General features: G+C 40.0%; 11 protein-coding genes. 5 read left to right on the forward strand and 6 right to left on the reverse strand.

The window, feature by feature from the left end; genetic code table 11:
- Positions 1–650: 650 nt before the first annotated feature.
- The gene (locus ACFSKL_RS07070; RefSeq protein WP_376884799.1) at positions 651–2,069 is read left to right on the forward strand and encodes an alanine/glycine:cation symporter family protein; all 1,419 of its coding nucleotides are present in this window, start codon (positions 651–653) and stop codon (positions 2,067–2,069) included.
- Between the two features lie 10 nt (positions 2,070–2,079).
- Positions 2,080–3,189: a glycerate kinase family protein gene (locus tag ACFSKL_RS07075; RefSeq protein WP_376884801.1), complete on the forward strand. Its 1,110-nt coding sequence runs from the start codon at positions 2,080–2,082 to the stop codon at positions 3,187–3,189.
- Here the strand turns inward: ACFSKL_RS07075 and ACFSKL_RS07080 are convergent.
- The 5 genes from ACFSKL_RS07080 to fsa form a co-directional block, all read right to left on the reverse strand.
- Positions 3,176–3,625, reverse strand: a complete 450-nt coding sequence (locus ACFSKL_RS07080; RefSeq protein WP_376884802.1) for a GNAT family N-acetyltransferase — start codon at positions 3,623–3,625, stop codon at positions 3,176–3,178. The two genes, ACFSKL_RS07075 and ACFSKL_RS07080, sit on opposite strands and share 14 nt — an antisense overlap.
- Before the next feature lie 118 nt (positions 3,626–3,743).
- Complete coding sequence (locus ACFSKL_RS07085) at positions 3,744–5,201, reverse strand: S41 family peptidase (protein WP_376884804.1); 1,458 nt, start codon at positions 5,199–5,201, stop codon at positions 3,744–3,746.
- A gap of 142 nt (positions 5,202–5,343) precedes the next feature.
- Complete coding sequence (locus ACFSKL_RS07090; protein ID WP_376884807.1) at positions 5,344–6,054, reverse strand: cell division ATP-binding protein FtsE; 711 nt, start codon at positions 6,052–6,054, stop codon at positions 5,344–5,346.
- Between the two features lie 2 nt (positions 6,055–6,056).
- A complete protein-coding gene (locus ACFSKL_RS07095) occupies positions 6,057–6,260 on the reverse strand; it encodes a fructose-6-phosphate aldolase (RefSeq protein ID WP_188439751.1) in 204 nt (67 codons plus the stop codon).
- A gap of 264 nt (positions 6,261–6,524) precedes the next feature.
- Complete coding sequence (gene fsa, locus ACFSKL_RS07100) at positions 6,525–7,184, reverse strand: fructose-6-phosphate aldolase (protein ID WP_376884809.1); 660 nt, start codon at positions 7,182–7,184, stop codon at positions 6,525–6,527.
- A 564-nt stretch (positions 7,185–7,748) separates the two neighbouring features.
- Here fsa and ACFSKL_RS07105 point away from each other — a divergent pair.
- Positions 7,749–9,500: an ABC transporter ATP-binding protein gene (locus tag ACFSKL_RS07105; RefSeq protein WP_376884811.1), complete on the forward strand. Its 1,752-nt coding sequence runs from the start codon at positions 7,749–7,751 to the stop codon at positions 9,498–9,500.
- 202 nt (positions 9,501–9,702) lie between these two features.
- Here ACFSKL_RS07105 and ACFSKL_RS07110 read toward each other — a convergent pair whose 3' ends face one another.
- Positions 9,703–10,680, reverse strand: coding sequence for a M23 family metallopeptidase (locus ACFSKL_RS07110; protein ID WP_376884812.1), 978 nt, complete (start codon positions 10,678–10,680; stop codon positions 9,703–9,705).
- A 124-nt stretch (positions 10,681–10,804) separates the two neighbouring features.
- Here ACFSKL_RS07110 and alaS point away from each other — a divergent pair, with 124 nt between their 5' ends.
- Both alaS and gatB read left to right on the forward strand, forming a co-directional pair.
- Positions 10,805–13,435 (forward strand): alanine--tRNA ligase, encoded by a 2,631-nt coding sequence (alaS, locus tag ACFSKL_RS07115; RefSeq protein ID WP_376884814.1) that lies wholly within the window; start codon positions 10,805–10,807, stop codon positions 13,433–13,435.
- 89 nt (positions 13,436–13,524) lie between these two features.
- Entirely contained in the window at positions 13,525–14,985 is a 1,461-nt protein-coding gene (gatB, locus tag ACFSKL_RS07120; protein WP_376884816.1) for an Asp-tRNA(Asn)/Glu-tRNA(Gln) amidotransferase subunit GatB, read from the forward strand.
- Positions 14,986–14,988: the final 3 nt, after the last annotated feature.

The following is a 14,988-nucleotide window of genomic DNA, read 5'->3' on the forward strand; positions in this document are numbered from 1 at the left end:
TTATACATATGAAATCATGCGGATAATTGTCAATAGTCTACGGTTGACAATCAACTGCCCTCGGAAATAATATGGATGCATTATTTAAGTGGCTACTGCTAAGTGAGTGGATATACATATAATGGATTTTCAAGATATTAAAATATGTCATTGTTTCGAAAAAATCTTTGTTATTTTTCTGTTCTTTTTGAAAAAAATTGATGAACGGGAAATAGATCTACAGTCAACAGGTAATAGTCAACTTTTGCATTGAAAATCTAAGGGCATTATAATTTAAGCAGCAAATGTCAATAATGAGTATAATCACTATAAATTGGGCTTTTGCCTTTGCAAAAGTTAAACAAGGGAAGTCTCTGGTTTTTTGTTGAGGGGTGACAGTTTTAACGCCTCACTCTGGGGCAAAATCCTTCGCCTTTAGGTGAAGACTTTGGTATTTTTTTTCTTTGTAAACTTGGTGTTTTTACTTTGTGATCATCGTAGTAAAAATTATAACCACTAAGATCACCACGTTTTTCACAAACACTAAGTCTCGGATGCACTTTAGTCGCCTTTAGGTGAAACCAAACCTATCGGTCTTTAGCCGATAGTAGTTTAGTTTTTGCAAAATCAAAAAAATGCGCTTAATATGCCTATTCATTTACAATTGAATAATGGGACAATACATCGTAGATTTTAGTAATTGGATTTGGGATACACCAATGCTTATCCTTTTGATGGGAGGGGGATTGCTTTTGTTTATTTACTCTGGGTTTCTGCCATTCAGGCATTTAGGACATGCCATCAAATTGGTCAGTGGCAAATTTGATGACCAAAATATGCCAGGACAGATCAGTTCAACGCAGGCATTGTCGGCAGCTATAGCAGCTACAGTCGGATTGGGGAATATCAGCGGTGTAGCCATAGCCATCAATATGGGCGGTCCGGGAGCTATATTTTGGATGTGGATGTCTGCATTTGTGGGAATGGCTACAAAGTATTTTTCATGTACCCTTTCGATCATGTTTAGGGGCAAAGACTCAACGGGAGAAGTCCAAGGTGGCCCTATGTATGTGATCGAAGAAGGTATGGGGAAAAAATGGAAGCCATTATCGGTTTTGTTTTCGGTAGCTGGGGTTTTGGGCTTGTTATCAATCTTTCAGGCCAATCAATTGACGGCGGTTTTTCGATCGGTGATGATTAATGATAGCCCAAAAGTTCTTGGGTTTTTAACATCTTTTACTGAAGGATTGAATGGTCTACTGGGTGTGGGATTGGAATCGGAAGAAGTCACCAAGTGGATTTTGGGAATTTCTATGATGATCATAGTCGGGGCAGTTATCTTGGGTGGTATCCAAAGAATTGCGATGGTTGCCTCAAGGCTGGTTCCTTTTATGGTTGCATTGTATTTTATTACTGTGATCATAATTTTGGTTCAATATATAGGTAATGTACCGGACATGTTTTATCTCATCATATCAGATGCTTTTACTGGGGAAGCAGCCATGGGAGGAGTAGTCGGCGCTGTTATCATCATAGGGGCGAGGAGAGCCGCATTCTCCAATGAGGCAGGTATTGGCACTGCCCCCATGGTGCATGGTGCATCCAAAAACAATGAACCAGTGAGGGAAGGCTTGATTGCGATGCTTGGCCCATTTATAGATACAATTGTAGTATGTACCTTGACAGCTTTGGTGATTTTGTTGACAGGTGTGTGGGAGGCCACAGAAAAAGATGGCGTAAGGTTGACTTTGTCGGCTTTTGATATGGCACTTCCAGGGTATGGAAGGTATCTTTTGATGATGGCAGTGCTGGTATTTGCATTATCTACCATGTTTACTTATTCATACTATGGGCACAAATGCTTCAATTACCTCTTCGGTGCCAAAAAGGCGAATTATTACAATTACTTCTACCTGATTACCATCGTAGCAGGTGCTGTAGTTTCCTTGGAAGTGGTCGTGAGTTTTATAGATGGGATGTATGCAATCATGGCTATTCCGACAATGATCTCCACCATTTACCTAGCTCCTAAAGTCAAGGCGGCTACCAAGGAATATTTTCAGAGGATGAGAGCGCAGAAAAAATACTAATGTTTCGCTTATGAAAATCCTTATTGCACCAAATGCATTCAAGGGAACGATGGAAGCACATGTAGCAGCTACCATTATCAAGGACACCTTGTTGGGCTGTGATAGGAATTTGATGACAGAACTATGTCCCATTGCCGATGGAGGTGATGGGACTTGTTTTTTGTTGGGACAAGCTCTGGGGTTGCGGCAAACCCAATTGTATGCTTTGGATGCGATAGGAAGACCAAGATTGGGGTATTACTTTATGGATCCAGCCCAATCAACAGCTTATTTGGATATTTCTACCGTATCTGGCATCAAGTTCCTGAAACCTCATGAAATCAACCCTTGGATAGCCAACTCCTATGGTACAGGGGAATTGGTCAAAGATGCCATCTCTCATGGAGCAAAGCATATCATCCTCGGGCTAGGAGGGAGTGCGAGTATAGATTTGGGGGTTGGTATTTTGAGGGCATTAGGTTATCTCTTTTTGGATGGAAAAGGTCGGGAATTAAGTATGTTTTCAGAAAATCTATTGGCAAAAATCAAACATATTCAAGCTCCAATTGAAAAAAGAGCATTGAAATTCACCATCTTATGTGATGTGGAGAATCCGTTTTTTGGAGAGAGGGGGGCGATTCCTGTTTTTGGACCACAAAAAGGATTAGATGCTGGACTGCATGGTGAATTTCTGGAACAATGTGAAAATCTGATTCAAATCTTAGGTAAGAAATCAGCTGGAGAAATTGAAGACAGGCCTGGGTTTGGGGCAGCTGGTGGAGTTGCATTTGGTCTTGCGCATTTCTTTCCAGTAGCTATAGAGATGGGTTCAAAATGGTTCTTCGATAAAACGGAGATCCAAAACAAGATACAATCTGCAGATTTGATTATAACCGGAGAAGGAAGATATGATAGCCAATCGGCAGGAGGGAAGGGGAGTTATGAGTTATTACAATTGGCCAAAAAACATCAAAAGAAAACCATCTTAATCACATCTGGAAAGGAAGGACGGCAAGATGGTTTTGATCGGGTGATGACTTTGCCTGAATTGGATTTTTCACAACCAGACTTTAGGGGTATAGCTGAGAAAAACCTGAAAGAAATCACCCGCGAAATGTATCATCGGATCAAGGCTTCATAAAAAAGCGCATTTTTTGCTTTCCGGTACTTCCTAGACCTACATAGAACTTGATGGCCAATGCATTGAATTCCGGTGTCTGCCATTGGATGTTTACACAATTCTTCTCTTTTGCCACTACTTGGATTCTCTTCATGATCTCGGTACCGATTCCCTTACTTCTGATACTTTCATTCAGATACAGACAATCCATATACAAAAATGAAGCAGCATCCCAAGTCGAAAAATCGATCGTGTAGGTTGCAAAGCCTTCCACTTTTCCATTTGATTCTACTACCCAGCAGTTCAGTCTTTTGGGTTCTCCAAAAATCCCTGATCTGAGTGCTTCTACTTTTCCGGTGGGATCAAATTCCCCTTTTTCATATTCAGCATGCGCAGCGCATAACTTCACCAAATCTTCTAGGTCTTTTTCCTCGCAGTTTCTAATCTTATAATCCATGGGTAATTTCTGTTAATTTTCTAGCGATAATACGATTATCGGTTGATATATAAAAGTAAAACCCGATATCGTTTTGCACAATATCGGGTTTTGGGAAAATATTAAGAATTTTTACTTTTTAATGTGTATTAATTTTTTCGAAGGCACTTCGGAATGATTTGGGATCTTCCAATAAGAGACCCTGTCTGATTTTTCTGTCTAAAGATGAACCTACAAACTGTCTTTTAATTCCTGATTTTCTTCCTGAAGGTGGTCTATTCAAAATTTTCTCTATGGCTGAATTTAAAAGAGGCTCATTGATGTCTCCAAGATTTCTGAAAGGTAAAAAATCTAGTTCATTCATTTCAATATCTGGAATGAATCCATTTCCATAATCAGATTGGTCAAGGCTGTTGAAACTTTTTGTGATGATAGGCAATAAACCATAATTATTATCAGGATTATCTTCATCTTCAAAAGCTACAGATCCAACATTTTTTCCATATGTAACATCTCCAATGATTACAACTTCCATATAAGGTTTCAATGAATTTATCACCAATTCACTTGCAGAAGCAGTACCTCTTGAAGTAATTACATATACAGTTTTTTCTGTAAGGTTGTTCCCAATGTTTTGGCTTTTTGTCTTAAAATTGGTTTGAACATTTTGAAATTGGGAGAATTGAGATAAAAAACTATTGAACTTGGTTTTAGAGAATATGCTACTCGAAGTTATATCAGGAGCTATCATGCTTGCCAAATTCACCGAGCTAGTGACATAACCACCTCCATTATATCTGAAATCAACTACCAAATGATTTACACCTTCTGCTTTGAACTTTGCAAAAACTTCATCCATTTCTTGGTCATATCTAGTGTCCATCTGTCCTTGTGAGTTTTCGACTCCTGGAGAAAAGAAATTATAGATAAAATAACCTATTTTTTGGTTTTCGAAGGTATAAACGGTGTCTAGGAAATTTGGATTTTCTTGAATACTGATGGTTGAAAGATTCATGGTTTGCCCAGGTCCTAAAGTGTTGCTTCCTTCGATAAACCTTCTGTACGTAACTGTGTGATTTGAAGAAATACTTCTCAATAAGGATTGATAGTTGGATAAAGTCATAGTCGTACCATTAATCTGAGTTAATAGATCGCCTCTGAGCAACCCCCCAGAATCTGCAGGACTTCCTTTTTTGATATAAGTGACAGCTGCCAGTACATTTTGGTTGTCAAGACTTTCTCGAAGGAGGCTAAACTCATATCCAGCTTCAGTAGATACTCCAGAAAGATTATTTATCAGTTCTTGGTAGTTTGGATAGATTGCCGAAAATCTATCCGTAGGCTTGAACAGCAAAGATTCAAAATAATCCGCTGGCTCAGAATTATTGGCTATAGGTGTCTTCATATCATCAAGCCAATAATAAACTTCTTTCATCACGTCCAAGATCCAATTGTTTATGGCAACATTTGGAGACACAATTACTTCTTCTTCCTCCTCATCTGGATTCACCTCTTCATCGTCTTTACAAGAAAATATTGTAATGGCCAATAGTGTGAAAAGTGCATACAGCCTAAACTTGCTTTTGAACGTATTCATAACTTTTTATTTTGTAAAATAACCTATTTTAAACAGATTTTGTTTGATTCAAGCCCAACCGTTCGAAAGGAAGAATTGATCGCACGTAATTTACTTGAAAAATAATGATATTTTACAATATTTAAAAGTATGATTTTTTTGATCAATAAGAAGTATTGATGGAAATATCGGCAGTCTTACTATCCAGAAGCAAGCCTTTCTCGCATTTCAGAACTCTGTAAGGATATTTCCGAAGCAGGTCGTGATTGTGCGTAGCCATCAAGATTGCAGTCCCCTGTTTGTTGATTTCCTGAAAAAGTTTGAAAACACCATCTGCTACATCAGGATCCAAGTTACCAGTAGGTTCATCGGCAAGTAAAATAGCTGGTTCGTTGATCAAAGCTCGGGCGATAACTACCCTTTGTTGTTCCCCACCGGATAGTTGATGGGGCATTTTGGTGGCAGCATCTCCTAGGTTTACCTGCATCAGCACCTCTGCCATTCTGCTTTTCATCTTGCTTTTGTCCTTCCAGCCTGTTGCTTTCATGACAAAAAACAAATTCTCTGCAACTGACCTATCGGGAAAAAGTTGAAAATCCTGAAAAACAATTCCCAGTTTCCTTCTGAGAAAGGGGACTTCCTTACTTTTGATTTTGTTGAGGTTGAAACCAACAATTTCGGCTTCCCCCATCCTTAATGGCAAGTCAGCATACAGTGTTTTAAGCAGTGAGCTTTTGCCACTTCCTGTCCTTCCTATAAGGAATACAAATTCATTCTTTTCAATGCTGAAATCAACATTGTGCAATACTGCATCTAATCCCTGAAAGATACCTGCATCTTGTACCTTTATGATTGGCTCGCCTGTGAAATCCATTCTTATAATTCCAATTTTTGAAGTTTTCCGAAAGGAAGATCCCTGATCAAAGCTTCCAAAGCCTCCTCTTTTCCTTCCAAACCGAATTTTTCTACATTTTTCATAGGTCTGTCAGCTCTAAAATATGCTACCAATACAAAGTTCTCATCTCTGATCTGAATGTAATCCGGTATTTTAGCTTTGCCTTTGACTTTTATGATGTACATCTTTGGGTCGGTTTGATATAACGATGAATATTCCCACGGATTATTTCCTATGAAGGTTAATTGTCATGGAAAGTTGACAATACATTTTCAAAATGCTAACCCGTGGGAATTGATACTGGTGAACCACATTTGACCATCCAAATTGGGAACGCCTTCGAGGGTTCGTCTTTAAAAGATTTAAAGGTCAAATTCGGTTTTCTATTTTCAGCCTACTGAAACCTTCTGATGGTTTCTTACTGATTGCAATTTCTCCGGGGATTGGGATTATTTGCCCGCCGCTTTTGCATGGTCGGCAAGGAAAGTAGCCAATCCTGAATCTGTCAATGGATGCTTTAGCAAACCAGTGATCACTTTCAATGGACAAGTAACTACGTCAGCACCTATCTCAGCACATTTGATCAAGTGCATAGAGTGTCTTACCGATGCAGCCAAAACTTCAGTCCCAAATCCATAAGTATGGTAAATATGTACGATCTGCTCGATCAATTCCAACCCATCATAAGAAATGTCATCAAGTCTACCGATGAATGGTGAAAGGTAGGTAGCACCTGCTTTGGCAGCAAGGATAGCCTGGCCAGCTGAGAATACCAAAGTACAGTTTGTTCTGATTCCTTCTGAATTGAAGTATTTGATAGCTTTTACACCATCTTTGATCATTGGGATTTTGACTACAATTTTATCATCGATTTTTGCCAACTCCTTACCTTCTTTGATCATACCTTCAAAATCGGTGGATATTACTTCTGCACTTACTTTATCATCTACGATATCACAGATGGCCTTGTAATGTGCCCTTACATTTGCGTCTCCGCTAATGCCTTCTTTCGCCATCAACGATGGGTTGGTGGTAACGCCATCAAGGACTCCAAGGTCGTAAGCTTCTTTGATTTCGTCAAGGTTTGCAGTGTCAATAAAGAATTTCATTTTAATATAGGTTTAATGATTGTTGTTAATGCAACAAAGTTAAAGGAATATCTAGTATTTGAACTGCCTATTAATTCCTTTCTTCAAAAAAGAACTAATTTTTGGACTTTTGTTGTTGGATACGAGAAGCGAGAGGCAAGAGACGAGAGGTGGGAAGCGAGAAACAAGAAACGAGCGATCAACCACGAAGTGGTTAAACTTTGATTAGCCCCGGGCTGCAACCCGGGGATGAAAGTTGATGACGAGGACAACAACCCCAATGGGGTTGAACTTCTTCACATTAAAGAATTAAATTGTCAACTAATTTCAGGACGCTACAAGTACAATTCCAAACTTGACAGAGAAATTCAAAATCCCTGTTTAGAATAAATAACGAATAGCAAATTCAGAATATTGAAAAAAAGAAGAAATAAGGCGATATATGTATTTAGAAATAGATTGTAAAATTCTCTAGCAAACCAAAAGCTATCATCCTCTCAGCTTCTAATATTCTATAGCACTGTTTAATAATAACCAATCACTAATTAACTAAAACTTATTTACCAAATTCTCCTTAAAATTAGCATGTCAAAATCAAAAAGAGGTGAAAACAGGGTCACCATGTCCCATGTTTTCAAAACAATCATATGGCCAAGGAGAAAGCAATTGTTCTTGGGCCTTTTTTTAATCATCATCAGCAGGCTTTCCGGATTGGTATTGCCAGGGGCAAGTAAGATATTGATCGATGATGTAATTCCTTCCAACAATATAGACACACTCAAATGGTTGGTGCTTGGAGTAACCATTGCGATCACTGTTCAGGCGGTGACTTCCTACGCTTTGACACAAATCCTGAGTGTAGAAGCCCAGCACTTGATTTCAAAACTGAGGGCGCAGGTGCAAAGACATATTATCCAGTTGCCAATCAGATTCTTTGACAATACCAAAACAGGTGAATTGGTATCCAGGATTATGACAGATGTGGAAGGTGTGAGGAATTTGGTGGGAACTGGATTTGCGCAAATGGTAGGAGGGGTATTGACAGCAATCATTTCTTTGGTTTTGTTGATTTATATCAGTCCATTGATGACATTATATGTACTCGTCCCAGTGATTATTTTTGGATTGATTTCACTCAAAGCTTTTGGGAAAATCAGACCAATCTTCAGGGAAAGGGGCAAAATCAATGCAGAAGTGACTGGTAGATTGACCGAAACTTTGGGAGGGATCAGGGTCATCAAGGGTTTCAATGCTGAGGAACAGGAGATCAAAAGTTTTGAATCGGGAGTTGAACGTTTGTTTTTGAATGTGAAACAGAGTTTGACGACCACCAGTATAGTGACTTCATCAGCTACGTTTCTTTTGGGTTTGGCTTCTGCCGGGATCATGGGGATTGGTGGATATATGATAATGGATGGGCAGATGACCTTTGGGGATTTCTTGGCATTTACACTCTACTTGGGATTTATGATAGCACCAATTTTACAGATGAGTAATATTGGGAGTCAATTTACAGAGGCATTTGCAGGCTTGGACAGGACTGAGGAGATCATGAATACTCCTTTGGAAAATGCCTCTGGAGAGAGAAATCTTGCCCTTCCCAAGATCGTTGGCAATGTCAGTTTCAAGGACGTGTCTTTTGCCTACGAAGAAGGGAAGGAAGTCTTACACAATATTTCTTTTGAAGCACCGGCTGGATCTGTCACTGCTTTGGTAGGAACTTCTGGTTCTGGCAAAACGACAATCGCTGGACTTGCAGCGTCATTTCTGAATCCAGAGTCAGGGTTGATAAGTGTGGATGGTGTAGATTTGCAAAAGATAACTTTGGATAGCTACCGCTCACAGCTCGGAGTCGTCTTGCAGGATGATTTTCTTTTCGAAGGAACCATCAAAGAAAATATCCTTTTCCCAAGACCAAATGCCAATATTGACCAACTGGATCAAGCAGTCAAGGCAGCCCACGTGGATGAATTTACTGACCGTTTTGAGGATGGTTTGGATACGTTGATCGGTGAGAGGGGAGTAAAGTTGTCAGGTGGACAAAGGCAGCGAATTGCCATAGCAAGGGCGATTTTGGCTGATCCAAGGGTGTTGGTGTTGGATGAGGCTACGTCCAATCTGGATACGGAAAGTGAATCCTTGATCCAGGCGAGCTTGAAGGAATTGATGGAAGGTAGGACGACCTTTGTGATTGCCCATAGACTGAGTACGATTAGGCAGGCAGACCAAATATTGGTCATCGAACAAGGGCGTATTGTAGAGCAGGGAAAACATGACGAATTGATCGAGAAGCAGGGTAGATATTATCAATTATATACCTATCAAGCGAGGATTTGATTGATTTCAACAGTCAAAAAAGTGAGACCAATAAAAGATGTTGCTTTAATAGCATCTCTAAGGATTTAAATAATAAAGAGGAGACCAAGTAGCTCCTCTTTTTTTTTATGCTATTAAAATATCTTAAAGGAAATAATTCCAATTATCTGCCAATATCTAATTTCCATCAATATCCAATATCAATAAATATCTTTTAAAAAAATCAGGACAAGGACTGATTCTCTTTCGAAGCCAATTCCAATATTTTTTCATATTCGCTAGGCTCAAGATCTTTGAAGAAGTAGTGGACCGGATTGACGAATGCACCATCCTTGATTACTTCATAATGTACGTGTGGTGCTGTAGAAGAGCCTGTGTTGCCTACAGTTCCGATCAGATCGCCTCGTTTGATTTTTTGACCTACCCTTACGTTGAACTCATTCATGTGGGCATACCTGCTGACAAAACCAAAGCCATGGTCTATTTCTATATATTTTCCATAACCACCAAACACCGTCTTCACTTCAGAAATAACCCCATCACCCGTGGCATAAATAGGAGTGCCTTTGGGGGCAGAGAAATCCACACCAGTATGCATTTTCCTTACTTTCAAAATAGGGTGCAGCCTGGTCCCAAAACCTGATGCCAAATTGGTCAATTCCTCATTGACAATTGGTTGGATAGCTGGAATTGAAGCCCAATATTCTTCTTTATTCAGGGCCATTTCAGAAATATCATCATAACTGATGTTCTGTACATAAAGCTGTCTTTTGAGGTTTTCCACTTTGCCCTTGAGCGAAATGATCAACTGCTCTTGCTTAAGTCCTTTCGACTTGATTTCCCTAAACCTATCTGATCCACCAATACCCGCATTCCTGATTTCCGAAGGAATCGGCTCGGTTTCAAAAATCACTCGGTAAAGATTGTCATCCCTTTGTTGTAAGTCCGACAGCATTTGCCCCATGATATTGACTTCTTCTTCCATCAATTGATAGTAAAGCTTCAATTCTTTGTTCTCTTTTTTGAGCAACACTTCTTTTGGGCTGTCGAAATAAAGGTTGAAAACGAATAAAATCCCAACTGCTACAATTGAGGCAGCAGAAAGAAAACCAAGCGTATTTAAGACCAAGTCCCATTTGCTTTTTTGGTATCTTTCATATTTACAGGTTTTTGGATCGTAGTAATATTTTATTCTACTCATTATAATTTGCGGGGTAATTCTTCTAATTTTGCATTCCTTGCACGTACTTGGGTGGTATAACGTAACGCAGGCGTGCAAATATATAAATAATGAATTTATAATCCGAACATAGTCAAAAGCTTACATGGAAGCAAAGAAAATCAGAAGTACATTTATTGAATTTTTTCAATCAAAACAGCATCAATTTGTACCATCTTCACCAATAGTAGTCAAGAATGATCCTACCTTGATGTTTACAAATGCCGGTATGAACCAATTCAAGGATTATTTTCTTGGAAATGAAATCGCAAAGGCAACCAGGGTGGCGAATAGTCAAAAATGTCTGAGAGTTTCCGGAAAACACAATGATCTCGAAGAAGTGGGGGTGGACACTTACCATCATACCATGTTCGAAATGCTCGGAAATTGGTCTTTTGGGGATTATTTCAAAAAAGAAGCCATAGCATGGGCTTGGGAATTATTGACTGAGGTTTACAAGTTGCCGAAGGACAGGTTGTATGTTTCAGTATTTGGCGGTGATGCAAAAGATGGGTTGGACAAGGATATAGAAGCTTTTGAACTATGGAAAGACATTGTTCCTGAAGACCGCATCATCTTCGGATCCAAGAAGGATAATTTTTGGGAAATGGGGGACACAGGTCCATGTGGTCCATGTTCGGAAATCCATGTTGATTTGAGGTCTGATGAAGAAAGAGCCTCTGAAAGCGGCTTTGATTTGGTCAACAATGACCATCCTCAAGTAATCGAAATTTGGAACTTGGTATTCATGCAGTTCAATAGGTTGAGTGATGGTTCCCTGAAAGAACTTCCTGCCAAGCATGTGGATACAGGGATGGGTTTTGAGCGATTGGTGAGAGCCATCCAAGAAAAATCCTCCAATTACGATACAGACATTTTCACACCATTTATTCAGGTTTTGGAGGAGAAATCCGGGAAATCCTATGGGAAAGATGAAAAAATAGACATCGCAATGCGGGTGATTGTAGATCATATCAGGGCGATTGCTTTTACCATTGCAGATGGGCAACTTCCTTCCAACAATAAGGCAGGGTATGTGATCCGAAGGATTTTGAGAAGGGCAGTGAGATATGGTTATACTTTCCTTGGATTCCAGAAGCCATTTATGTTTGACTTGATGCCACTTTTGGCAGAAAACTTCGGGGAAATATTCCCGGAAATTGCTGCACAGCAAGAGTTTATAGCCAAAGTGATCCAGGAGGAGGAAGCTTCATTTTTGAGGACACTGGATAATGGTCTGAAAATACTTGACCAGATTCAGTTGGAAATGGCTTCCAAATCCGAAAAAGTGATCGATGGAAAAACTGCTTTCGAATTGTACGACACTTTTGGATTTCCATTGGATTTGACTTCCCTGATAGCAAGGGAAAATGGTCTTTCCGTTGACGAAGCGGGATTTGTCCAAGAAATGGAAAAGCAAAAAACAAGATCCAGGGCTGCGGCAGAACAGGAGACAGGGGATTGGGTGATGGTTTCTGAGGATGAAGGAGTGGAATTTGTCGGATATGATCACTTGCAAGCTGAAAGTAAGATCGTCAAATACCGACAAATCAAAGATAAAAAGGGAGATCGTTACCAATTGGTATTGGACAAGACACCTTTTTACGCTGAGAGCGGTGGACAGGTGGGGGATCAAGGGATATTAGAATCTGATACTGAAAAGATCAAAGTGCTGGATACTAAAAAGGAAAATGATTTGATTGTCCATTTTGTAGACAGACTGCCAAGCAATCCTTTATCAAGTTTTACTGCCAAGGTAAATGCTGAAAAAAGAAGGTTGACCATCAATAACCATACAGCAACGCATTTGCTGCAGGCTGCTTTGAAGGAAGTTTTGGGGGACCATATCCAGCAGAAAGGATCATTGGTCAACGAAAGTTTGCTGCGGTTTGACTTTGCCCATTTCTCAAAATTAACTGAGGAGGAAATCTCGAAAGTAGAAGCCATCGTCAATGCCAAGATCAGGGAAAATATTGCTTTGTTTGAGCAAAGGAATGTCCCAATTGAGGTAGCGAAACAGCAAGGAGCAACTGCATTGTTTGGTGAAAAGTATGGGGAATTCGTCAGGGTGATTACCTATGGCAGGGATTTTTCTGTAGAGCTTTGTGGCGGTTGCCATGTTGCATCCACAGGAGTGATTGGCTTATTCAAGATCATTTCCGAAGGTTCTATATCTTCCGGCGTGCGCAGGATTGAGGCGATCACAGCCGATGCTGCGGAGAACTATATAAATGAGCAGTTGTCATTGGTAAAAGAGATCCAAGAGCTTCTGAAAAGTCCAAAAGATGTCAAAAAGGCAATTGAATCATTGATTCAGGAAAAAAATGACTTGAAAAAAGAGATTGAAGGACTACATGGTTTGCAAGCAAATGCAATAAAAGATGCTCTTTTGAATCAAGTTGAAGCAGTAGGTGTTACCAATCAATTGTTTGCAACAGTCAATTTGCCATCAGCAGATGCTTTGAAAAAGATTGCATTTGAGCTGAAGAATGAAATAGAGAATTTGATATGTGTGATTGCAGCGGAGATTGATGGAAAGCCACAGATTGCCGTCATCATCAATGAAGGTTTGGTAGCCTCCAAAGGACTGAATGCAGGAAATGCTGTACGGGATTTGGCAAAAGAAATCCAGGGAGGTGGCGGAGGTCAGCCATTCTTTGCCACTGCAGGTGGGAAGAATCTAGCAGGTTTGCCGGCTGTGATCGAAAAAGCGAAGGTTATGTTTTCCCAGCTTTAATTCAATTTACTTAACTCTAATTTGGTTTTAGATGTTTTCTAAACCATTTTTGAGTCCAATTATCGGTTTTTACAAAAAGAAGAATAGAAATGCTTTCAGCAGAAATAAAAGATAAATATGAATTGGTAGTGGGATTGGAAGTCCATGCACAGTTGCTTACCAAAAGTAAAATGTACACAACTGACTCTACAGAGTTTGGAAACTTGCCCAATACCCATATTTCAGTGGTTACATTGGGACATCCCGGTACCTTGCCAAAGGTAAACAAGAGTGCAGTTGAATTTGCCGTCAAGATGGGAATCGCCTGTGATTCCGAAATCACAAGAAGGAATATTTTTGCCCGAAAGAACTATTTCTATCCAGATCTTCCAAAAGGATACCAAATCACCCAAGATAAGAATCCCATCTGTGTGGGAGGACAAGTTCCATTGACTATGCCAGATGGGAGCAAGAGATCGGTGACCTTGACCAGAATCCATATGGAAGAGGATGCCGGCAAATCCATGCACTTGGCAGGGGAGGTCGATACATTGGTAGATTACAATAGGGCAGGGGTTCCGCTTATCGAGATTGTATCGGAGCCGGATATCAGGTCTTCGGAAGAAGCGTATGCATTTTTGGCTGAAATCAAAAAGCTGGTAAGATACCTGGATATCTGTGATGGAAACATGGAGGAAGGCTCTTTGCGTTGTGATGCCAATATCTCAGTAAGATTAAGGGGAGCGGCTGAATATGGCAAAAAAGTCGAAGTAAAAAACATGAACTCTTTCAGGAATGTAGCCAGGGCGATCGAGCACGAATATGAAAGGCAGATTCATATGATCGAGGGGGATGAGGAGATTATTTCCGAGACCAGGACCTTTGATGCCACTACGGGGACTACCGCTTCTATGCGTACCAAAGAAGACCTGAATGATTACAGGTATTTCCCAGAGCCGGATTTGAGTCCTGTGGTAGTTTCTGAGGAATGGTTGGAAGGTATCAGAAAAGAAATGCCAGCCTTGCCAAGGGAGCTCCATTATAAATTTGTCAATTCATATGGCCTGCCAGAATATGATGCCGGAGTATTGACTGATTCCAAAGAGATTGCACTTTACTTCAATGAATTGTGTGAGTCAACACAAAACTATAAGGCTGCATCCAACTGGATGATGGGGCCGGTAAAGTCCTATCTGAACGAATTGACACTACATATTTCTGATTTCCCTATTTCTCCGAAGCGATTGGCAAGTTTGATATCGATCGTTGATGAAGGAAAAATCAACTTCTCGGTAGCTTCCCAGAAAGTTTATCCAGAAATGCTCAAGAATGAAGAAAAGACTCCTTTGGAGATAGCGCAAGAATTGAACTTGATCCAAGAGAGTGATGAAGGGTCACTCAAACCAATTGTGGAAAGTGTATTGGCAGAGAATGTGTCGAAAGTAGCAGAGTACAGATCAGGCAAAAAAGGTTTGATGGGAATGTTTATGGGACAGGTAATGAAGAAATCCCAAGGAAAGGCGGATCCAAAAGTAGCAACCAAGATTTTAACAGAATTACTTGAAAATTGATTG

This window comes from Belliella marina, assembly GCF_042682445.1.
In the GTDB taxonomy this organism is placed as follows: domain Bacteria; phylum Bacteroidota; class Bacteroidia; order Cytophagales; family Cyclobacteriaceae; genus Belliella; species Belliella marina.

Coding starts and splice junctions, on each gene's coding strand:
- ACFSKL_RS07090 (WP_376884807.1), bottom strand. CDS start 6,054: ATGGATTTCACAGGCGAGCCAATCATAAAGGTACAAGATGCAGGTATC.
- ACFSKL_RS07070 (WP_376884799.1), top strand. CDS start 651: ATGGGACAATACATCGTAGATTTTAGTAATTGGATTTGGGATACACCA.
- gatB (WP_376884816.1), top strand. CDS start 13,525: ATGCTTTCAGCAGAAATAAAAGATAAATATGAATTGGTAGTGGGATTG.
- ACFSKL_RS07085 (WP_376884804.1), bottom strand. CDS start 5,201: ATGAATACGTTCAAAAGCAAGTTTAGGCTGTATGCACTTTTCACACTA.
- alaS (WP_376884814.1), top strand. CDS start 10,805: ATGGAAGCAAAGAAAATCAGAAGTACATTTATTGAATTTTTTCAATCA.
- ACFSKL_RS07110 (WP_376884812.1), bottom strand. CDS start 10,680: ATGAGTAGAATAAAATATTACTACGATCCAAAAACCTGTAAATATGAA.
- ACFSKL_RS07095 (WP_188439751.1), bottom strand. CDS start 6,260: ATGTACATCATAAAAGTCAAAGGCAAAGCTAAAATACCGGATTACATT.
- ACFSKL_RS07075 (WP_376884801.1), top strand. CDS start 2,080: ATGAAAATCCTTATTGCACCAAATGCATTCAAGGGAACGATGGAAGCA.
- ACFSKL_RS07105 (WP_376884811.1), top strand. CDS start 7,749: ATGTCAAAATCAAAAAGAGGTGAAAACAGGGTCACCATGTCCCATGTT.
- ACFSKL_RS07080 (WP_376884802.1), bottom strand. CDS start 3,625: ATGGATTATAAGATTAGAAACTGCGAGGAAAAAGACCTAGAAGATTTG.
- fsa (WP_376884809.1), bottom strand. CDS start 7,184: ATGAAATTCTTTATTGACACTGCAAACCTTGACGAAATCAAAGAAGCT.